The sequence below is a fragment of the Nonomuraea montanisoli genome (genome assembly GCF_013363975.1).
In the GTDB taxonomy this organism is placed as follows: domain Bacteria; phylum Actinomycetota; class Actinomycetes; order Streptosporangiales; family Streptosporangiaceae; genus Nonomuraea; species Nonomuraea montanisoli.
In genome coordinates, this window is record NZ_JABWGN010000018.1 from 1 (window position 1) to 20,325 (window position 20,325).

16 protein-coding genes and 1 pseudogene are annotated in these 20,325 nt (G+C 74.0%); 12 read left to right on the plus strand and 5 right to left on the minus strand.

What is annotated here, in order from left to right; translation table 11 throughout:
* Nucleotides 1-132: pseudogene (locus HTZ77_RS36930) on the plus strand (integrase core domain-containing protein); the annotation flags it as partial.
* Here HTZ77_RS36930 and HTZ77_RS36935 read toward each other — a convergent pair.
* A complete protein-coding gene (locus HTZ77_RS36935; protein ID WP_328808990.1) occupies nt 129-737 on the minus strand; it encodes a response regulator transcription factor in 609 nt (202 codons plus the stop codon). The pseudogene HTZ77_RS36930 and the gene HTZ77_RS36935 overlap by 4 nt on opposite strands.
* 91 nt (nt 738-828) lie before the next feature.
* Between HTZ77_RS36935 and HTZ77_RS36940 the strand changes: the two genes are divergently transcribed.
* From HTZ77_RS36940 to HTZ77_RS36950, 3 genes are all read left to right on the plus strand, one after another.
* On the plus strand, nt 829-1,560 hold the full coding sequence (locus HTZ77_RS36940; RefSeq protein ID WP_175594412.1) for an ABC transporter ATP-binding protein: 732 nt from the start codon (nt 829-831) through the stop codon (nt 1,558-1,560).
* The gene (locus HTZ77_RS36945; protein WP_175594590.1) at nt 1,560-3,983 is read left to right on the plus strand and encodes an FtsX-like permease family protein; all 2,424 of its coding nucleotides are present in this window, start codon (nt 1,560-1,562) and stop codon (nt 3,981-3,983) included. The genes HTZ77_RS36940 and HTZ77_RS36945 overlap by 1 nt, the downstream gene beginning before the upstream one ends.
* 105 nt (nt 3,984-4,088) lie before the next feature.
* Nucleotides 4,089-4,439, plus strand: coding sequence for an Imm8 family immunity protein (locus tag HTZ77_RS36950; protein WP_175594413.1), 351 nt, complete (start codon nt 4,089-4,091; stop codon nt 4,437-4,439).
* Nucleotides 4,440-4,486: 47 nt separating this feature from the next.
* Here the strand turns inward: HTZ77_RS36950 and HTZ77_RS36955 are convergent, their stop codons facing one another.
* Nucleotides 4,487-5,230, minus strand: coding sequence for a methyltransferase domain-containing protein (locus tag HTZ77_RS36955; RefSeq protein ID WP_235995697.1), 744 nt, complete (start codon nt 5,228-5,230; stop codon nt 4,487-4,489).
* A 92-nt stretch (nt 5,231-5,322) separates the two neighbouring features.
* Here HTZ77_RS36955 and HTZ77_RS36960 point away from each other — a divergent pair, with 92 nt between their 5' ends.
* The 4 genes from HTZ77_RS36960 to HTZ77_RS36975 all read left to right on the plus strand — a co-directional run bounded on the left by HTZ77_RS36960 (nt 5,323) and on the right by HTZ77_RS36975 (nt 11,199).
* Nucleotides 5,323-6,078, plus strand: a complete 756-nt coding sequence (locus HTZ77_RS36960; protein ID WP_175594415.1) for a ZIP family metal transporter — start codon at nt 5,323-5,325, stop codon at nt 6,076-6,078.
* A gap of 113 nt (nt 6,079-6,191) precedes the next feature.
* Nucleotides 6,192-7,331 (plus strand): carboxylate-amine ligase, encoded by a 1,140-nt coding sequence (locus HTZ77_RS36965; RefSeq protein WP_328808991.1) that lies wholly within the window; start codon nt 6,192-6,194, stop codon nt 7,329-7,331.
* Nucleotides 7,332-7,366: 35 nt separating this feature from the next.
* Nucleotides 7,367-9,166 carry an N-acetylglutaminylglutamine amidotransferase gene (locus HTZ77_RS36970; protein WP_328808992.1) on the plus strand — a complete coding sequence of 600 codons (1,800 nt, stop codon included), beginning with the start codon at nt 7,367-7,369 and terminating at the stop codon, nt 9,164-9,166.
* Complete coding sequence (locus tag HTZ77_RS36975; protein WP_175594416.1) at nt 9,166-11,199, plus strand: S9 family peptidase; 2,034 nt, start codon at nt 9,166-9,168, stop codon at nt 11,197-11,199. The genes HTZ77_RS36970 and HTZ77_RS36975 overlap by 1 nt, the downstream gene beginning before the upstream one ends.
* Here the strand turns inward: HTZ77_RS36975 and HTZ77_RS36980 are convergent.
* Genes HTZ77_RS36980 through HTZ77_RS36990 form a run of 3 tightly spaced genes read right to left on the minus strand, consistent with a single transcriptional unit; the run spans nt 11,196 to nt 14,321 of the window.
* Nucleotides 11,196-12,866 (minus strand): RecQ family ATP-dependent DNA helicase, encoded by a 1,671-nt coding sequence (locus HTZ77_RS36980; protein ID WP_175594417.1) that lies wholly within the window; start codon nt 12,864-12,866, stop codon nt 11,196-11,198. The genes HTZ77_RS36975 and HTZ77_RS36980 overlap by 4 nt on opposite strands.
* Before the next feature lie 40 nt (nt 12,867-12,906).
* Complete coding sequence (locus HTZ77_RS36985; protein ID WP_175594418.1) at nt 12,907-14,022, minus strand: bifunctional WXG100 family type VII secretion target/C40 family peptidase; 1,116 nt, start codon at nt 14,020-14,022, stop codon at nt 12,907-12,909.
* Entirely contained in the window at nt 14,022-14,321 is a 300-nt protein-coding gene (locus tag HTZ77_RS36990; RefSeq protein ID WP_175594419.1) for a hypothetical protein, read from the minus strand. The genes HTZ77_RS36985 and HTZ77_RS36990 overlap by 1 nt, the downstream gene beginning before the upstream one ends.
* Before the next feature lie 322 nt (nt 14,322-14,643).
* Here HTZ77_RS36990 and HTZ77_RS36995 point away from each other — a divergent pair, with 322 nt between their 5' ends.
* The 4 genes from HTZ77_RS36995 to HTZ77_RS37010 all read left to right on the plus strand — a co-directional run bounded on the left by HTZ77_RS36995 (nt 14,644) and on the right by HTZ77_RS37010 (nt 20,313).
* Nucleotides 14,644-16,806 carry a S9 family peptidase gene (locus tag HTZ77_RS36995; RefSeq protein ID WP_175594420.1) on the plus strand — a complete coding sequence of 721 codons (2,163 nt, stop codon included), beginning with the start codon at nt 14,644-14,646 and terminating at the stop codon, nt 16,804-16,806.
* 176 nt (nt 16,807-16,982) lie between these two features.
* Nucleotides 16,983-17,474, plus strand: coding sequence for a hypothetical protein (locus HTZ77_RS37000; RefSeq protein ID WP_328808993.1), 492 nt, complete (start codon nt 16,983-16,985; stop codon nt 17,472-17,474).
* A complete protein-coding gene (locus HTZ77_RS37005) occupies nt 17,474-18,883 on the plus strand; it encodes a hypothetical protein (RefSeq protein ID WP_175594421.1) in 1,410 nt (469 codons plus the stop codon). The genes HTZ77_RS37000 and HTZ77_RS37005 overlap by 1 nt, the downstream gene beginning before the upstream one ends.
* A complete protein-coding gene (locus HTZ77_RS37010; RefSeq protein ID WP_175594422.1) occupies nt 18,880-20,313 on the plus strand; it encodes a VWA domain-containing protein in 1,434 nt (477 codons plus the stop codon). Before HTZ77_RS37005 ends, HTZ77_RS37010 begins: the two co-directional genes overlap by 4 nt.
* Nucleotides 20,314-20,325: the final 12 nt, after the last annotated feature.

Consider the following 20,325-nt stretch of genomic DNA (forward strand, 5'->3'; position numbering starts at 1 on the left):
GCCAGCAACGACGAACGCACCGCCGCTCTGCAAGACTTCCTGCACACCTACAACCACCACCGCTGCCACACCGCGCTCGGAGGCCAACCACCGATCACCCGCGTCAACAACCCTGCGGGTCAATACAGCTAGATCCAGCCCGCCTCCGAGGCGATGCGCACGGCGTCGGTGCGGTTGCGGGCGTTGAGCTTGGTCACGATCGCGGTGATGTAGTTGCGCACGGTCCCGGCGCTGAGGAAGAGCCGCTCGGCGATCTCGGGCGGCTCGGACCCCTCCGCGACCAGCCGCAGGACGTCGGCCTCGCGCGGGGTGAGCGGATTGTCGGCCAGGTTCCACGCGGTGACGGCGAGCGAGGGGTCGAGGACCCGTTCGCCCCGTGCCACCTTCCTGATCGCGGACGCCAGCTCCTCCGGCGAGGCGGTCTTCAGCATGAAGCCGTCCACCTGCGAGCTGAGCGCCCGCCGCAGGTGGCCGGGCTTGCCGTGGCCGGTGAGCATGAGCGCGCGGCAGCCCGGCAGCCTGGTGCGCACCTGCGCGGCGGCGTCGAGGCCGTCGATCGTGCCGGGCATGTCGATGTCCAGGACGACGACGTCCGGCCGGTGCACCATCGCGGCGGCCACGGCCGCGTCGCCCGACTCGACCGCCTGCACGATCTCGATGTCGGGTTCGAGGCTGAGCAGGGTCACGAGCGCTTCCCTGATGATGTGCTGGTCCTCGGCCAGGAGCATACGAATCACCTGACCATTATGTCCGGATCATGATGACGTCATGGCGGGGTCGTGAGCGGCTCTCTGGTGGCCGAAACCGCAGATCAGCAGGCTAGGAGCCATGACAGAAGCAGTGCGGTTGGACACGGTGAGCAAGGTGTACGGCAAGGGCCGGGGCGCCGTCGCGGCCCTGCGTGAGGTGTCGGTCGGCATCCCGCGGGGCACCTTCACGGCCGTCATGGGCCCCTCCGGCTCCGGCAAGAGCACGTTCCTGCATTGCGCGGCCGGCCTGGACGTCCCCAGCTCGGGATCGGTACGGCTGGGCGGCACCGACCTGACCGGCATGGACGAGAGCGCGCTGACCGAGCTGCGGCGGCGCCGGATCGGCTTCGTGTTCCAGGCGTTCAACCTGGTCTCCGCGTTGACCGTGACCGAGAACATCACGTTGCCGCTGATGCTGGCCGGCGCCCGGGTGGACCGGGCCTGGCTGGACGAGGTCGTGCACAGGGTGGGGCTCGGCGGGCGTACCGGGCACCGTCCCGCCGAGCTGTCCGGCGGCCAGCAGCAGCGGGTGGCGATCGCCAGGGCGCTGGTGACCAGGCCCGAGGTGGTGTTCGGCGACGAGCCGACCGGCGCGCTGGACACCATGACCGCCCGCGACGTCCTGACCCTGCTGCGTGAGGTGGTCTCGACGCTCGGCCAGACCGTGGTGATGGTGACGCACGACCCGGTGGCCGCCGCGTACGCCGACACCGTGCTCTTCCTGGCCGACGGCCGGATCGTGGACGCGATGACCGCTCCGGCCGCCGAGAAGGTCGCCGAGCGCATGACCCGGCTGGGGGCGTGGAAGTGATGATCTCCTTCGCGTTGAAGACGATCGGCCGGCGCAAGGCCGGGTTCGCCGGCGCGTTCGTGGCGCTGCTCTGCGCCGCCGCGCTGGTCACCGCCTGCGGGATGCTGCTGGAGACGGGGCTGCGCGGCTCGGTGGCGCCCGAGCGGTACGCCGGGGCCCCGGTCGTCGTGGCCGGCGACCAGTACGTCAGGCAGACCAAGGAGAGCGGCAAGGAGAAGGCCAAGCTCCTGTCCGAGCGCCGGTGGATCCCGGCGTCCCTCGCCGAGGAGATCCGGCGCGTCCCCGGCGTCACGAAGGTGGTCACCGAGGTCACCTTCCCGTACGCCGGACACACCGCCCACGGCTGGGAGTCGGCCGCGCTGACCCCGTTCACGCTCGCCGAGGGCCGTGCGCCCAGGGCCGCGGACGAGGTCGTCGTGGACGCGCGCCACTCCGGCGCGAAGATCCCCGGCCACCGCGTGGTGGGGGTGACCGCGCAGGCCCTGCCCGGCCAGGACACGATCTTCTTCGCCACCGCCGAGGCCCGCCGGCTGGCCGGGCGCGACGGGCTGGTGACGGCGATCGGCGTGTGGCCCGCGGTCGACGTCCGGTCCGCGATCGGCGCTCGGCACGGGGGCGACGGCCGGTCCGGGGGCGACGGCCGGTCCGGGGGCGACGGCCGGTCCGGGGGCGACGGCCGGTCCGGGAACGACCTGGCCGGCGAGGGCGCCGTGGCCTACACCGGCGACGAGCGGGGCGCGGTCGAGTTCCCCGAGGCGGAAGGCTCCAGGGTCAAGCTCGTCAGCCTGGGCGGCGCCCTCGGCGGCACCTCGCTGCTGGTGGCGATCCTCGTCGTGGTGGGCACGTTCGCCCTGTCCATGCAGGAGCGCCGGCGCGAGATCGCCCTGCTGCGGGCCGTCGGCGCGCTGCCGCGGCAGGTCAGGAAGCTCGTCGGCGGCGAGGCCCTGCTCGTCAGCGTGGCCGCCGGGCTGCTCGGCTCGGGCGCGGGGATCCTGCTCGGGTTCTGGCTGCGGTCCGAGTTCGTGGAACTGGGCGCCATGCCCGCGAACCTGCGGCTGGTGGTCAGCCCGTTCCCCGCGATCGTCGCGATGCTGACCACTCTGGCGGCCGCGTGGGTGGCGGCGCGGGTCTCCGCCCGCCGTACCGCGCGGATCAGGCCGGTGGAGGCGCTGGGCGAGACGGCGATGCCCGCCGCGCGGCTGCCGGTGGTGCGGCTGGTCGCGGGCCTGCTCGCCGTCGCCGGCGGGGTGGTGCTGACGATCGTGCTGTCCGGGCTGAACACCGAGGCGGCGTCCAGCCCGGTCACCATGCTGACCGCGCTGGTGTGGACGGTCGCGGTCGCCCTGCTCGGGCCGGTCGTCGCGCGGGCGGTGACGGCGCTGCCGCTGCGGGCGCCCGGCGTGGCCGGGTACCTGGCGCGCAAGAGCCTGCTCGCCGGGCCCGTACGGCTGGCCTCGGTGATCGCGCCGCTGACCCTGATGACGGCGATGACCTGCACGATCCTCTTCGTGCCGGCCACGATCGGACACGCCGCGCAGGGCGAGGTGGCCGCGGGCGTCAAGGCCGACCACGTGCTCGCCCCGGGCGCGTCCCCGGCCGCCGTGCGCCGGGTGCCGGGCGTGCGGGCGGTCACCGAGGTGCTGCGCACCTCGGTCAGGATCGACCTGGAGAAATACGCCGTCCAGGCCGTCACGCCCGACGGCCTGGACCGGACGCTGGACCTGGGCGTGGTGGCGGGGTCGCTGGCCGGTTTCGGCGACACGTCGGCGGCGGTCAGCAGCACCGCCGCGTCCAGGCTGGAGGTCGGCGTCGGCGACCGGCTCTCCCTGGTGCTCGGCGACGGCACGCCCGCCGCGGTGAAGGTCGCCGCCGTCTACTCCCGCGGCCTGGGCTTCGGCGACCTGACCCTCTCGTACGGGCTCGTCGCGGGCCACGTGGACGACCCCCGCGGCACCGTCCTGGTGGCCGGCGGCGCGCGCGAGGCGCTGCCCGCGGGGACCGCCCCCGGCCACGAACCGGCGGGCTCCGCCGACGCGGCGGTGGCCTACGTCGCGATGGGGCTGGTCATCGCCTTCTGCGCGATCGCCGTGGTCAACACCCTGGCGATGTCCACGCTCGCCCGCTCGCGCGAGCTCGCCCTGCTGCGCGTGGTCGGCACGACGCGCCGGCAGGCGGCCCGGATGCTGCGCACGGAGACGCTGACGGCTCTGCTCGTCGCCGTGGCCCTCGGCACGATCATCTCGCTGGTCACGCTGGCGGCGTTCAGCCTGGGGATGACGGGGTCGGCGTCGCCGTACGTGCCGCCGCTGACGTACGCGGGGGTGGTCGCCGCCGTGGCCGCCCTGGCGCTGACCGCCACGACTGTCCCGGCCAGGTTCGCCCTGCGCGTCCGCCCGGCCGACGCCCTCGGCGCCCGCGAGTGACCCGGGGAAGCCTGCCCGGCGCGCCGAGCTCGGCTCGGGACGGACGCGCGGGCAGGCTCCGGTGTCTACAGTGACCTTGTGTGGCGATGCATGGATCATTGGGTCATGCGCGCACGAGTGGACGACTTCCACTGGGTCGATCTCGACACACGGGGAAGCGACTGGGACCCGGCCCACGCCTGGGAGCTCCTGCAGATATTCGTCGGCCCCCAGGGAGAGCCCGGTTCGGAGAGCTTCCAGCTCGTGGTCTGCACCCCGTCGGCCCTGGCGGAGCGGCTTCGGAGCCACCCCTTTCTGCTGGGGCGGCACTTGCTTTTCGTGCCGGAGCTCCACCCCGACAAGGTGACCGCCTGGATCGCCGACCGTGTCGCCACGCTGGAGGCGCCGACGTGGAGGGAGCTGGCCGAGAAGGTCGGCCGCATCGGGGCCTGGGAGTTCGAGGACCACGACAGCTGATCTTCGCCGGCCCGGCCTCCGCACGAGGCGCGTACCCCGGTCGGCCTTCAGGGGCGGGTCGCGGCGGCCAGGAACATCGGGACGGCCAGGAGCAGCCGTCCACGCCGCGCCCGGTCGTGCTGGTCGGCGAGCCAGGCGTCGTGCTCGTCCTGGGTGATCGCCCCGGCGGCGAGGGCCGCGCGCGCCTGGTTCGTGGCCATGGGCAGCAGCGCCGCGTCGGTGAGGACCGCCGTGTGGACCTCGACGTGGACGTCCGTGAAGCCGCCCGTCAGGAGCAGGTCGCGGTAGCGGCGGGCGGCGCGCGGGTCGGGGATCTGGTCGGCGCGGGCGTGCACGATCGCGCGGGTGACCAGCGGGTGGCCCGAGTCGATGACGATCGCGTCCCAGTCCTGTCCGGCGAGCGCGACGCGGCCGCCCGGCGACAGCACGCGGACGGCCTCGCGCAGGGCCCGCTCGGCGTCCCCCAGTTCGTGGAACACCTTGTCCGCCCGGTACGCGGCGACCTCGCCGTCGCCGAGCGGCAGGTCGTACGCGTCGCCCATCCTGAAGTCCGCTCCGGGCCACCTGTCGCGGGCGATGCCGATCATGTCGGCGCTGAGGTCCACGCCGATCGGCCTGGCCCCGCGCTCGCGCAGCTCCGCGACGGCGCGGCCCGTGCCGCAGCCGACGTCCACCGCCGGCGCCCCCGCCTCCAGACGGAGCAGTTCGTACGAGCGCCCGCGCAGGGCGGTGGCGCCGGGAAGGGTGTCGGCGGCGTCGAGGAGGGTGACGAGTTCGCTGGTGTTCGGCATGCGGATCAGCATGGATCTTCATGTCGACATGAAGTCAAGGCCGACCCCGGCGCCGGGTTTGCGGGGGTCGCCGGGCGGGAAACCGCTTGATCATGCCGGAGTGGTTGCAGGCGGGCGGCTGGGGGCTGCTGGCGGGGTTAGCACTGGTGATCGGCGCGCTGATCGGGTACACGGTGCGGCTGCCGCAGCGGGTCGTCGCGTCGGTGATGGCGTTCGGCGCCGGGGTGCTCATGTCCGCGGTGTCGTTCGAGCTGATCGACGAGGCGCACGAGCGGGCGGGGCTGGCGCCCACGGTCGCCGGTGCCGTGACCGGCGCGGTCCTCTACACGGTCTGCAACATCCTGCTGGCCCGGCGCGGCGCGCGGCATCGCAAGCGCTCCGGCGCGCAGCAGCCGTCCGAGCAGGAGCAGAGCGGCTCGGGCACGGCGATCGCGCTCGGCGCGGTGCTCGACGGGGTGCCCGAGTCGGTGGTGATCGGCGCGAGCCTGCTCGGCGGGGGCGCGGTGAGCGCGGTGACCGTGGCGGCGGTGTTCATCAGCAACGTGCCCGAGGGGCTGTCCAGCGCGGCCGGGATGCGCGGGGCCGGGCGGTCGAAGGCGTACGTGTTCGGGCTGTGGAGCGGGATCGCCGTGATCAGCGGCCTGTCGTCGCTGGCGGGGTACACGCTGCTCGGCGGGGCTCCGGCGGCCGTGCTGGCGGGCATCATCGCGCTGGCGGGCGGCGCGATCCTGACCATGGTCGCCGACACCATGATTCCCGAGGCGTTCGAGAACGCCCACCTGATGACCGGGCTCATCACGCTGGCCGGATTCCTGCTGGCCTTCGGCGTGTCGAAGGCCGGCGGCTGAGGCCGCCCCCAAAACCGTAGTAATGATCACATTCGCCCCATGAGGTGCTAAAGCACCTTTTTAGGGCAGGTGACCGCTATGCGGACAACTGATGAAGGTCGGAGGTGGTCGTGGTGAGCGGCTCCACGATCTCGCTGGGCGTCGAGGAGGAGTTCCACGTCGTCGACACGCGGACCCGGCACCTGGTCCCGCGGGCGGGGATCCTCCTGGACATGCTGCCGGAGGACTGCTTCACCAAGGAGCTCCAGTGCTCCACGCTGGAGGCCAACAGCAAGCCGTTCCGCCACCTGGAGGACCTGGCCCGTGACCTCGGCGGCATGCGCGCCATGGTGGTGAGCAGGGCGGAGAGCCTGGGGCTCGGCATCGTGGCGGCCGGCAGCGTGCCGCTGGCCGACATCGACCGCATGAAGGTGTCACCCGACCCGCGCTACGAGCAGATGCTCGACGACTACCAGCTCCTCACACGTGAGCAGCTCATCTGCGGCACCCAGGTCCACGCCGAGGTGCGTGACCGCGAGCTGGCGCTCGCCCTGGCGCACCGGCTGTCGCCATGGGCGCCGCCGCTGCTGGCGCTCAGCTCCAGCTCGCCGTACTGGCTCGGGTCCGACACGGGGTACGGCAGCTACCGGACCATGGTGTGGCAGCGCTGGCCCACGGCCGGGCCGATGGCCCGCTACGACTCCGCGGCCGACTACGAACGCATGATCGGCGACCTCATCCAGTCGGGTGTGATCACCGATCCCGGGATGATCTACTTCGACATCCGGCCGTCGGCCCACGTGCCGACCGTGGAGCTGCGGATCTGCGACTCCTGCCCGCGCGTGGAGGACATCGTGCTGATCGCCGGGCTGTTCCGGGCACTGGTGGCCCGCGGCCTGGAGGACGTGCGGCGCTCCCCCGGGCTGGAGGTGCCGCTGGAGGGCGTACGGGCGGCGACGTGGCAGGCGGCGCGCTCCGGGCTCGAAGGCGAGCTGGTCGACCCGGTGGAGGGCGTGCCCAGGCCCGCGGCCGAGGTGATCACCGGGATGGTGGAGGGCCTGCGGCCGTACCTGGAGGAGGCCGGCGACTGGGAGCTGGTCTCGGGGCTGGCCCGCGAGGCGCTGGCCAGGGGCAGCTCGGCGGCGCGCCAGCGCGCGGCGTTCGCCCGGCGCGGGCTGCTGGGAGACGTGGTGGACATGCTCCTCGCGGAGACGCGGTCCGGCGGATGGGAGCCGCTGGGCGGCGACACCTCGTCGTACCGGCCGGCCGCCTGAGGTCGTGCGTGGGGACTGATGTGAGATGACGGAAGGTGGACGGACGGATGTGCGGGCTGACCGGTGAGATGCGCTTCGACGGGAAACCGGCGGACATGGGCGCTGTGGACCGGATGACCGAGTCGATGCGGGAACGGGGACCCGACGGCTCCGGCCTGTGGGCGATGGGGCCGGTCGCCCTGGGACACCGCCGCCTGAAGATCATCGACCTGTCCGACAAGGCCGCGCAGCCCATGGTGGACGGCGAGCTGGGCCTCGCCGCGGTGTTCAACGGCTGCCTGTACAACTACCGCGAGCTGCGCCAGGAGCTGCGCTCCGCCGGCTACCGGTTCTTCTCCACCTCCGACACCGAGGTGCTGGTGAAGGCGTTCCACCGGTGGGGCGGCGCGTGCGTCGACCGGTTCAAGGGCATGTTCGCCTTCGCGGTGGCCGAGCGCGACACCGGCCGGCTGACGCTGGGCCGCGACCGGCTCGGCATCAAGCCGATGTACCTGGCCCGGAACGGCGACCGGCTGCGCTTCGCCTCCACCCTGCCCGCGCTGCTGGCCGCCGGTGACGTGGACACCACGATCGACCGGGTCGCCCTGCACCACTACATGACCTTCCACTCCCTGGTGCCCGGCGAGCGGACCATCCTCGACGGCGTCACCAGGCTGCCCGCCGCCACCGTACGGACCTACGAACCCGACGGCACCAGCACCGACCGTCGCTACTGGGACCCCGCGTACACCCGCTCGGCCCTGCCCGAGCACGCCGGCCTCGGCGACGACGAGTGGCGGCACGCCGTGCTGGACGCGCTGCGCGCGGCCGTGCGCCGCCGGATGGTGGCGGACGTGCCGGTCGGCGTGCTGCTGTCGGGCGGTCTGGACTCCAGCCTGATCCTCGCGCTCCTGGCCGAGGAGGGGCAGGAGGGGCTCGCCACGTTCAGCATCGGCTTCGAGGCGGCGGGCGGCGAGCGCGGCGACGAGTTCCACTACTCCGACCTGATGGCGCGGCGCTTCGGCACGGACCACCACCGCATCCGTATTCCGGACAGCCGGCTCGTGACCGGGCTGGAGGAGGCGGTGCGGTCCATGAGCGAGCCGATGGCCAGCCACGACTGCGTCGCCTTCCACCTGCTGTCGCGGGAGGTGGCCCGGCACGTCAAGGTGGTGCAGTCCGGGCAGGGCGCCGACGAGGTGTTCGGCGGCTACAGCTGGTTCCAGCCGCTGGCCGGGGTGCCGCGCGAGCAGGCCGCCGATGCGTACCTGGCCGCGTTCGCCGACCGGCCGCACGAGGAGCTGGCGGGTATCGTGAGCCCCGAGTACCTGCTCGACGACGACGTCAGCGGCGCGTACGTGCGCGCCCACACGGACCGGCCGGGCGCCGAGACCGCGCTGGACGCCGTCCTGCGGCTGGAGACCACCGCCATGCTGATCGACGACCCCGTCAAGCGCGTGGACAACATGACCATGGCCCACGGCCTGGAGGCGCGCACCCCGTTCCTCGACCACGAGCTGGTCGAACTGGCCGCGGCCTGCCCCGACCGGCTCAAGCTCGCCGACGGCGGCAAGGGCGTGCTCAAGGACGCCGCCCGCCGGCTGCTGCCCGCCGAGATCATCGACCGGCCGAAGGGCTACTTCCCCGTGCCCGCCGTGCGCCACCTCGACGGGCCCGTGCTCGACCTGGTCTGCGACGCGCTCACCGCTCAGGCGGCCCGCTCGCGCGGCCTGTTCCGGCCGGAGTACGTGAAGACGCTGCTCGACGACCCCGGCCGCGACCGCGCCACCACCGGCGTCAACACCCTGTGGCAGCTCGGGCTGCTGGAGCTGTGGTTGCAGGCCCAAGGAGTCTGATGGCGCCGTTCCCCGGGCCGCCCTCCCCCGCGCTGCCCTCCCCCGAGAGCCTGGACGCCTGGGGGTGCTGGAACCCGTCGCCGGCGCCCGACCAGGGCTCCGTGGTGTACGTCAGCGACCGGGACGGACGTCCCCGCGTGTGGATCCAGCCGCTCCCGGGCCACGCGTCGGCAGGTCGTGGGGAAGCTCCGGCGCGAGGTGACGTACGCGCCGGGGACGGCGCCCACCTCGGCGTGTCCGGGGCCGGCTCGGGCTCCGGGGCGACGGGCGCGGGCTTCGAACCGGTGGGGGCGGCCGCGGAACCCCGTCTGGCGCGTGGCGTGTCCGCGTGGCCGGTCGAGACCGGTCCTGAGCCGGTCTGCGACGTCTCGTGGGCGCCGACCGGCGCGCGGCTGGCCGTCCTCGTCGCGCCCGGCGGTGGCGAGCACACCCAGGTGTGGACGGTACGGCCGGACGGGGGTGATCTGCGCCCGCTCGCCATGCCGCCCGGCGGCTCCGCGTCGTTCGTCCGGTGGACGGGGCGCGGTGAGGATCTGCTCGTCGCGGAGACGTCGGCCGAGGGGGTGACCGAGGCCGTCCTGGTGGACGCCGCGACGGGAGGCCGCGAGGTCGTCGCGGCGGGGCCGCTGCTGCGGCCGGAGGCCGTGAGCCGCGACCACGCCACGCTGCTGCTGCGCCGGGGGCCGAGGGGCGCGCGGCGGATGTCGCTGACCGGACGCGGGCCCGGTTCGGACGGCGAACGGCCGCTGCTCGCCGATCTGCCCGGCTCGACCGACTACGGCATCCTGTCGCCGGACGGGGAGACGGCCTACCTGCTCTCCGACGCGGGCCGCGACCGCCCGGCCCTCCTGACCGTGTCACGGTCACACGCCGTGCGGGCCGGGCACGAGCACGCCATGCCGACCGGCCGCGGGCACGCCGTGCCGACCGGCGGGGAGTACACCGTGCTGGCCGGGCGGGACGACACCGAACTCGACCAGTTCGCCCTGACCCCCGACGGGCGGCGGGCGGTCCTCGTCTGGAACGAGCACGGCCGCTCCGCCCTGGCGGTCCTGGACACCGGCACGGGAGCCGTGACCCCGCTCCCTCCCCTGCCCGCCGACGTCGTGACCTCGATCCGGATGAGCCTCGACGGCGCCACGGCGGTCATGGCCGCCGAAAGCCCGGACCAGCCCTCCCACGTGCTGCTCTGCGACCTCGCCACCGGGCGCTACGAGGAGGTGGCCGGCCTGGGACGGTTGGCCCGGGCGCCCCGGGCCGAGCTGATCGGGATCAAGGCGCACGACGGCCTCGACCTGGCCGCCTGGCTCTACCGGCCGCCGGCCGCCCAGGGGCCCGCGCCGTACCTGGTGTTCCTGCACGGCGGCCCCGAGGACCAGGAACGGCCGACCTTCAACCCGCTCTACCACAACCTCCTGGCCGCGGGCATCGGCGTGCTCGCGCCCAACGTGCGCGGGTCGTCCGGTCACGGCCGGGCCTTTCGCGAGGCCGACGACCGCGAGCTGCGCTTCCACGCCATCGAGGACGTCGCGGACTGCGCCACCGAGCTGGTACGGCTGGGCCTCGCCGACCCGGGCCGGCTCGCGTGCATGGGCTGGTCGTACGGCGGCTACCTGACCCTGGCCGCCCTGGTCACCCATCCCCGGCTCTTCCGGACAGGCATCGACGTGTGCGGCATGTCGGATTTCGAGAGCTTCTATGCCCGTACCGAGCCGTGGATCGCCGCGGCGGCGGTCGGCGAGTACGGGCACCCGGAGCACGATCGTGACCTGCTGCGCGCGCTGTCACCGCTGCGGCGCTTCGACCGGCTGGAGGCCCCGCTCCTCGTGGTCCACGGGGTCCACGACACCAACGTGCCCGTGCAGGAGGCCGAGCAGGCGGTCCGGGCGGCGCGGGCGCGCGGGGTGGCGTGCGAGGAGCTGCTCTTCCCCGACGAGGGGCACGAGATCCGGCGCCCGGCCAACCGGGCGGTCTTCGTCGGCAGGGTCGTCGACTGGCTCACCCACCACCTCCTCGCGCCGCACCATCGCTAGCTTCCGGGCTCGCGGAGGATGTGCTGGTCCACGACGGTCTCCAGCAGCAGCTCCCGGTAGCCCGCGTCCTCGAACAGCACCGTCAGCCGGTCCTCGTCGCGCCGGATGACCTCACCCGGTCCCCACGTCTCGTGCTCCACCTGGGCGTGCACCGGGAACGGCCCCTCCCCGCGGACCGGCTCGCGCGCCGTCCCGGCCCGGCAGGTGTCGCAGTGGCCGCACGGCTCCCCCAGGTCCTCGCCGAAGTACGCGAGCAGGAACCGCCGCCGGCAGTCGCGGGTCTCGGCGTAGCGGCGCATCATCTCGTGCCGGGTGCGTTCGATCTCGCGGTGCCGCTCGGCCAGTTCCCGGGCCCGCGCGGCGGCCTCGGCCGGGCCGGGGCCGCCGTCGACCGGCGTGACGCGGCGCGTCTCCAGGCACACGGCTCCGCTGCGTTGCAGCAGGTCGAGCAGCATGGTCAGGCGCCGCGCCGACAACCCGGCGCGCTCGCGCAGCACCTTCCGCTCGACGCCTGCCTCCCGCGCGGCGCCCGCCTTGCGCTCTCCGGTGTCCGCGACCGCCCGGGCGACCTGTTCCAGGGTCTCGGTGTCGGGGAGGGCGCCGGTGAAGAACCGCTGGAGCGCCAGGTCCTCGGGCCGGTAGAACAGCAGCGCCTCGGCCGGGTCGCCGTCCCTGCCCGCGCGGCCGATCTCCTGGTAGTAGGCGTCCAGCGAGCCAGGGATCTCGCTGTGGAAGACGTACCGGACGTCCGGCTTGTCGATCCCCATCCCGAACGCGCTCGTCGCGACCACGACGTCCAGCTCGCCCGCCATGAACCTGCCGTGCGCCGCGTCGCGCTCGCCCCGCCGCAGCCCCGCGTGGTACGCCTCGGCGCGCAGCCCCGCCTCCGCCAGCCGCCCGGCCAGCTCGGCGGTCCGCCGCCGCGTAGCCGTGTAGACGATGCCCGGCGACGGCTGCTCCAGCACCGCCGCGACGAGCGCGTCGGCGGGGTCGGACAGCTCCCGGCGCACCGACAGCGAGATGTTGGGACGGTCGAACCCGCGCACGATCTGCAGCGGGTCGCGCATGCCGAGCCGCTCGACGATCTCCTCGCGTACCGGAGGGGCGGCCGTGGCGGTGAGCGCCGCGATCACCGGCCGGCCGATCGCCTCGGCGGCCGAGCCGAGCCGCAGGTAGTCGGGACGGAAGTCGTGCCCCCAGGACGACACGCAGTGGGCCTCGTCGACGACCATGAGCGAGATACGCGCCTCGGCCAGCTCGCGTACCACGTCGGGACGGGCGAGCTGCTCGGGCGCGCAGAACAGGAACTCCGTCTCGCCCGCGCGCAGCGCCTCGAACGTGGCCGCCCGCCTGCCCGCCGGCGTGCTCGCGTCCACGCTGGTCGCCTTCTCGTCGTGCCGTTGCCGGCGCAACGCCTCCACCTGGTCGCGCTGGAGGGCGATCAGCGGCGACACGATCAGGGTCGGGCCGGGCAGCAGCAGCGCGGGCACCTGGTAGACGGCCGACTTGCCGCTGCCCGTGGGCATCACGACGAGCGTGTCGCGGCCCTCGGCCAGCGACGTCATGGCGTCGAGCTGGCCGGGCCGCAGCTCGCTCAGGCCGAGCAGGCGACGGGCGGCGTGCTCGCACTTGTCCCGGACGCCGCCGTCGGAGGTACGCGTTGGCATGGCCGGGCCCCTACCCAGGGGCGCGCGGGTATGCCGGGCGTCAGGTGAAGCGGCGGTAGGAGATGACGCCGATGCCCGCGTTGCTGGCGACCGACGACTGCTTGACCACGTCGCCGGGCTTGGGGGCGTGGATCATCTGGCCGTCGCCGATGTAGATGCCGATGTGGGTGGCCGGCTGGCCGAAGAAGACGAGGTCGCCGGGCTGCGGCGGGCCCGTGACGGCGTTGCCGCTGAGCCGGTAGGACTCGGCGGTCGCGTCGCCGACCTTGATGCCCGCCTGGTTCATCGCGTAGTAGACCAGACCGCTGCAGTCGAACGCCGACGGACCGTTGGCCCCCCAGATGTACGGCTTGCCGAGGTGCTGCCGCGCGGCGTTGACGATGTCGGCCCCGGTGCCGGTGCCCGACACGATCGGCACGGGTGTCCCGCCGCCCGCGAAGGACGTGCCGACGCCGCCGCTCGCGCCGGAGGACGAGCCCGGGTAGACGCCGGGCGCCGCGCCTCCGCTCGCCCCGCCGTCGTAGCCGGCCAGCGAGGTGGTGCCGAACTTCGGCACGGGGGTCGGCTGCCAGCCGGTCGTCCCGAACGGGTCGTCGCTCACCTGCTTGATGCCCCTGAACGTCACCTGCTTGGCCTTGATCGACTCCCGGATGGCCTTCTCGGCGTCGCCGACGGCCTTGTTGGCGGTCGAGACGTGCGGCTCGGCGTCGCCGATCGCCTGGCGGACCAGCGGAGCGATGGCCTTGTCGAACTCCGCCTGGGTCGCGTCGGGGTTCGACTTCTTGAACGAGCGGACCTGGGCGAGCACGTTCGCGCAGATGCCGTTGACCTTCGAGTGGGCCGTCTCCAGCGCGTCGGCCACGGTGTCGAGGCTTCCCGCGCAGCCGCTGAGGGTGTCGTGCAGGGCGTCGCCCGCGACCTGGTAGTTGCGCATGTACTTGACGAAGTCGTCGGCGGAGCCGCCCTGCCAGCCGGCGTCGATGTTCTTGACGGCGGTGCCGAGCTTGCCGGTGCCGGTGCTGACTTTGCCCGCCGTGCCGCGCCAGCGCCTGGCGACGTCGCGGATGCCGGCCGGGTTGCCGTTGACCTTCGCCAACATGCCGGCCAGGGTGGTGCCGCCGCCGGGCAGCCCGTCGACGGTCTCGGTCGCGCCCATCAGACGGCCGCCACGGTGCCGGCCTTGGTGGCCTTGCGGCTGTTGGTCTCGACCTCTTCGAGGCCCGACTCGACGCCGGAGAGCCGGCGGTGGGCGTACTCGAGGTCGTCGCTGGCGATCCGCTCGACGTTGTCGATCAGGCCCGCGAGGGCCGAGGCGCCGTCGAGCTTGCCGAACATCGTGGAGTCGGCCGCCGCGGCCGGATAGCCGCCCGCCGTCGCGCTGTAGTCCTTGACCAGCTCACGCACGACGACCTGACCGTCGTCGAGCGCCTTGTACTGGAGATCGAGACCCGCCATCTACACCGCCCACCGGATCGCCATGACGCCCGTCGTGACCACATCCGCCACGGATGCGATCAATATGCGCGTCTGTCACTTTACTCGAAGGACCTGGACGCGCACGAGAAGATCGACGACTTCGGAGGCTCGCCCGGCTCGGTCGCTTCGGTCGGCTCGGCCAGGCGGGTGTGGGCGGCCCGGGGCGCGGCCGCTTTCTGCTAGAGTCACCCGGACTGACAAGGCCGCTCCCGCTTCCAGCGGGGCGGCCACGCTGCTTTTCGGATGTCCGTCGCGTGCGCCGGGGCCCGCCCCGCCGCCACGCGCTACCCGAAGGAGCAGCATGTCCGGCCCCTCCCTGCCCCGCCAGCTCGCCCGCACCCGGCGGTTCACGCTCGGCGCGCCCGGCAAGGTCACCCTCTCCCCCGACGGCGCCACCGTGGTCTTCCTGCGCAGCCGCGCCGGCGACGATCCGGTGAGCTGCCTGTGGGCGCTCGACGTCGCCACCGGCCGCGAACGCCTCCTCGCCGACCCCCGCGCGCTGCTCGTGGGCGCCGACGAGCGGCTCTCGCCCGAGGAGCTCACCCGCAGGCAGCGCGCCGGCGAGCTGTCCTCGGGCATCGTCGTGTACGCCGCCGACGCGGCCTGCGAGCTGCTGGCCTTCGCGCTGTCCGGCCGGTTGTGGACGGTCCGGGTGAGCAACGGCGAGGTACGGCCGGTCGCCGCGGCCGAGCCGGTCCTCGACCCGCGCCCGGACCCGGCGGGGCGCCGCGTCGCGTACGTGAGCGGCGGCGCCCTCCGCGTGGTCACCCTGGAACACGGCGGCATCTTGGAGGACGCGGGCGGCGCGGACCGGGCGGTGGCCGTCCCTGACGGGCCGCAGGTCACCTTCGGGCTCCCCGAGCACGTCGCGAGCGAGTCGATGGGCCGTCACCGCGGCTACTGGTGGTCGCCCGACGGCACCCGGCTGCTCGTCGCCCGGGTGGACACCTCGCCGGTGCGGCGCTGGCACCTGGCCGACCCCGCCGAGCCCTCCCGGCCGGCCGGCAGCTTCCCCTACCCGTCAGCGGGCACGGCCAACGCCGAGGTCAGCCTGTGGATCGCGGACACCGTGGGCGAGGCCGCGCTCACCCCGGTCGCCTGGGACGCCAAGGGGTTCGAGTACCTGACCGAGGCGGGCTGGGACGACGCCGGGCCGTACGCGTCCGTGCAGACCCGCGACCAGCGGCACGTCCAGGTGCTCGGCCTGGACCCGGACACCGGGGCCACCCGGGTGCTGGCCGAGCAGCGCGACGACGCCTGGGTGGAGCTCCTGCCCGGCCTGCCCGTCCGGGACTCGGCCGGGGTGCTGTTCACCGGCGGCGACGTCGGCGGCACGCGCCGGCTGCTGGCCGACGGCGTGCCCGTGAGCCCGCCCGGCCTCCAGCTCCTCGGCGTGCTGTCGGTGGACGGCCGTACCGTGCTGTTCGCGGCGACGGACGAGCCGACCCGGACCGACGTCTGGTCGTACCACCCGGACACCGGCGCCCACCCCCTGACCGCCGGCCCGGTCACCGGCGACGGCCTGCTGACCGCCGAGGCGGGTGTCCACAGCGCGGTGCTCAGTGGCGGCACCACCGTGCTCTTCTCCCGCACCCTCGACCGCCCCGGCACCCGGGTCACCGTCCATCCCGTGTCCTCGCCGGCGTCCGGAAGCGGCCCGATGGAGATCGTCTCGTACGCGCAGCGCCCCGTGCTGGAGCCCCGGACCGAGCTGCTCACGCTCGGCCCCCGCGAGCTGCGCGCCGCCCTGTTCCTGCCGTCCTGGCACCGGCCCGGCGACGCGCCGCTGCCCGTCCTCATGGACCCGTACGGCGGCCCGGCCCTGCGCAAGGTGACCGCCGAGCGGGCGTGGTGGACGTACGTGTCGCAGTGGTTCGCCGAGCAGGGCTTCGCGGTGCTCGCGATCGACGGCCGGGGCACCCCCGGCCGCGGACCGGCCTGGGAGCGGGAGATCCACCTGGACCTCGCCGGCCCGGTGCTCGACGACCAGGTGGAGGGGCTGCGCGAGGCGGCGGCCCGCCGGCCCGGGCTGGACCTGTCGCGGGTGGCCATCCGGGGCTGGTCCTTCGGCGGCTACCTGGCCGCTCTCGCGGTGCTGCGCCGGCCCGATGTCTTCCACGCCGCCATCGCGGGCGCGCCCGTCACCGACCAGCGGCTGTACGACACCCACTGGCGCGAGCGCCACCTCGGCCACCCGGACGAGCACCCCGAGGCGTACGACCGCTGCTCCCCCGTCCTGGAGGCCGCGTCGCTCACCCGGCCGCTGCTGCTCATCCACGGCCTGGCCGACGACAACGTGGCGCCCGCTCACACGCTGCGGATGTCGGCGGCCCTGCTCGCGGCCGGGAGGCCGCACGAGGTGCTGCCGCTGCCGGGCACGACCCACCTGCCCGCCGAGGAGTCCGTGGCCGAGAACCTGCTGCTGCACCAGCTCGGATTCCTGCGCCGCGCCCTGCCCTCCTGACAGCCTCTGTCCTCCCCGCATCGGGAGCCTCCTGACGGTTCGGGCCGTGTGATCTTGTTCCGGCCCGGATTGTCGGTGGGGTCCGGTACATTCTCGGATCATCAATCGGCCGTTCGCGTAGTGCCGCAGCACGATCAGGCGTCCGCGAGCCGTACGGGCTGGGAGGTCGAGGGTTCGTGAGCGCGGAGATGACCGCGTGGGAGCAGCGCAGCGTGGTGCCGGTGGTGCCGCCCGTCCGGCCGCGCAAGCTGGCCAAGGTGCCGTTCGTCGAGCTGGCCGACGGACGCCTGCAGGGCGTCGTGTCGAGCGGCTCCGACATCGAGCGGGTGTACGTCTCGTCGATCGCCGCCGGCACCCACGCCTTCAGTTGCAGCACCAACAACAACCGCCCCTGCGGCGGCCTGTACGGCAGGCCGTGCAAGCACCTGGAGGCGCTCGTCGCCGAGGCCGTCATCCAGTACGGTCTCGACCGGGTGGCCCGCTACCTGCGCGTCGAGGTCGGTGAGGACGGCAGTCTGATCCGCGCCCTGGACGGCGAGGTCGAGCGGACGCAGGCGTCCATGGTGTTCAGCCGGTTCCTGCGCCACCTGGCCTACCTGGAGCTGCCGGGCACGGGCCAGGCCGTGGCGGAGCTGCACTGGTTCCCGGCGACGGGAGCGGGTGCCTGATGCTGGGAGTGCAGATCGCCGCGCTGCTCGACGGCGACGTCCCCGGGGCCGGGCAGGCCCTGGAGCTGGTGGCGGGGTTCGACGAGGCGCTGTCCAACGGGTTCGCCCGGTTGGGCGAGGAGCGGGCCGGGGCGCTGACGGCACTGGCCGGGGCCATGGCCGGCACTCCCCTGGGCGACCGGGCGGCCGAGGCCGCGGCCAAGATCGCCGCGGGGTCGGTCGGCGAGGAGCACCTGGCGGCGCTCGCCGGGGCCCGCACCGCGCTGCTCGGCGCGGTCCACGACGGCCTGCTCGACCGGCTCGACGCCGCGCTCGGCCGCGACCGCGAGCCCTGGCCCGCCGCTCCTCCCACGGGAGCGACGGACGAGCCGGGCGTGCCCGCCAACCTGCTCGCCGCCGCCCGCTCCTGGCTGCACGAGGTGGCCATCACCGGCTGGCGCGGCGTCGACCACGACCTCGTCTCCGCTTCGAGCCAGACGATCGAGGCGCTGCTCGCCGAGCCGGCCGCGCGCCGGCTCGCGGTGCTGCTCGACGGGCTGGCGGCCGAGCTGGCCGCCTCCAGCCCGATCGGCCTGATGGCGAGCCTGCCCACCCGCCGCTGGGGCGACCTGTGGACGCGGGCCATGCTGCTGGCCCAGCCGGGCGGCCTGGCCGGGGGTCACGGGGCGGTCCCCGTGTCCGGGCGGCTGATGGTCCTCGGCGTGGACGTCCACGAGCACGGCACCGCCGTCCAGGTCCAGGTCCACGGCGTGCTGGAGCCCGCGGGCGGCGAGCCGAAACGGCTGGTGCGCGCGAGCGTCGGCGCCATGAAGGTGGACACCATCACCGGCCCCTCCGTGTGGCGGCTGCTGAAGGGCCATCCGGTGCTCCTGGCCGCGCTGGCCGAGCACCGCGCCCTCGACCTGACCGACATGCCGCTGCTGCCCGCCGGCGACCTCGTCTGGCACGACGACCGGGCCCGCGCGGGCGAGCCGGCCGACCCGTTCGCCGTGGCCCGCGTCCAGCTCGCCGGCGCGCTCGCCGCGCCGGCGCCGCCCCTCGACCGGCATCCCGTACGGATCGCCGAGCCGGTCCTGGTGGAGGGCTACACGGTCGGCGACGACGGCACGCTCGCCCTCGACGGCCGGACGCTGGCCCTCGACATGGACCGGCTGCCCTCCTGCGGCCCGCTGACGCCCCAGCTCGTGGCGGCGTCCAGCGCCTGCGTCGGCCTGGTCCGGTGGGACGGCGGCCGGTGGGCCCTCCAGCCGCTGGCGGTGCAGGCGACGGTCAAGCGCAAGCCGGTCGAGGCCGGCAACGGCGACTGGGCGCTCGGCCCCACCGACCCCAAGGCGGTCAAGGCCGAGGCGAAGGCCGGCGACGTCGTGGCGGTGCTCCAGGAGCGGGCGGGACGGCTGCTGCGACGATGAGCGAAGCCCCCACCGAGCCCCCCGCGGAGTCCCCGGCCGAGCCTGGCGCGCACTCCGCAGCCGAGCCCGGCGCGCACCTCGCCGCCGACACCGCCACCGAGTCCGTCGCCGAGCCCCCCGCGAGCTCCGCCGACGCCAACCGGCGGCAGCTCCTCTACTGGCGGCTGCTGTCGCGCGTCTTCGAGGCCGATGAGCAGCCCGTCCTGGAGAACGGCAGCATGGCCGTCGTCGGCGACCTCGGCCTGCCCGCCGCCCTGCTCGACCCGTCCGTCTCGGTCGACAACGTCGTCCAGCGCTTCCCCGACCTGGCCGCCGAGTTCGACGGCCTGATGGCGCCCGGCCTGCCCGAGTCGGAGGAGATCGGCGCCGACGAGGTGCGCCGGGCCGCGCTGGTGTCGAAGCTGCTGCTCAACGTGTTCGCCACCGGCTCGGGCGCCGTCTCCGCGGGCGACCTGGCCCGCTGGCAGCAGGACGCCGGCTGGTTCGAGCGCGCCCTCGGCCACGAGCCCGGCAGCCTGCGGGGCCACCCCGCCGGCCACGAGCTGGGCGGCGTCCTGGGCGGTCTCGAAGGCGACCTGGTCAACCGGATGCGCCTGCGCGAGGTGCTGGCCGACCCCGCGCTGGCCCGGCAGCTCACCCCGAGCATGTCGCTCATCGAGCAGCTCCTGCGCGACAAGGCCAACCTGTCGGGCATCGCGCTGGCCAACGCCAAGGCGCTGATCCGCCGGTTCGTCGACGAGGTCGCCCAGGTCCTGCGCACCCAGGTCGAGCAGACCAGCGTCGGCAAGATCGACCGGTCGGTGCCGCCCAAGCGGGTGTTCCGCAACCTCGACCTCGACCGGACGATCTGGAAGAACCTCACCAACTGGAGCCCCGAGGACCAGCGGCTCTACGTCGACCGCCTGTTCTACCGGCACACCGCCCGCAAGAACACGCCCTCGCGGCTGATCGTGGTGGTCGACCAGTCGGGCTCCATGGTCGACTCGATGGTCAACTGCACGATCCTCGCGTCGATCTTCGCCGGGCTGCCGAAGGTGGACGTCCACCTCATCGCGTACGACACCCGGGCGATCGACCTGACGCCGTGGGTCAGCGACCCGTTCGAGGTGCTGCTGCGCACCAACCTCGGCGGCGGCAACGACGGGCCCGTCGCGATGGCGATGGCCCGGCCGAAGATCGCCGAGCCGCGCAACACCGTGATGGTCTGGATCTCCGACTTCTACGAGTTCGACCGGTCGCAGCCGCTGCTCGACGGGATCCAGGCCGTCCACCGCTCCGGGGTGCGCTTCATCCCCGTCGGGTCCGTGAACAGCTCCGGCCAGCAGAGCGTCAACCCGTGGTTCCGCCAGAAGTTCAAGGACCTCGGCACCCCGGTGATCTCCGGCCACATCCGCAAACTCGTGTTCGAGCTCAAGAGCTTCCTCACCTAGGAGAGTCCCCGC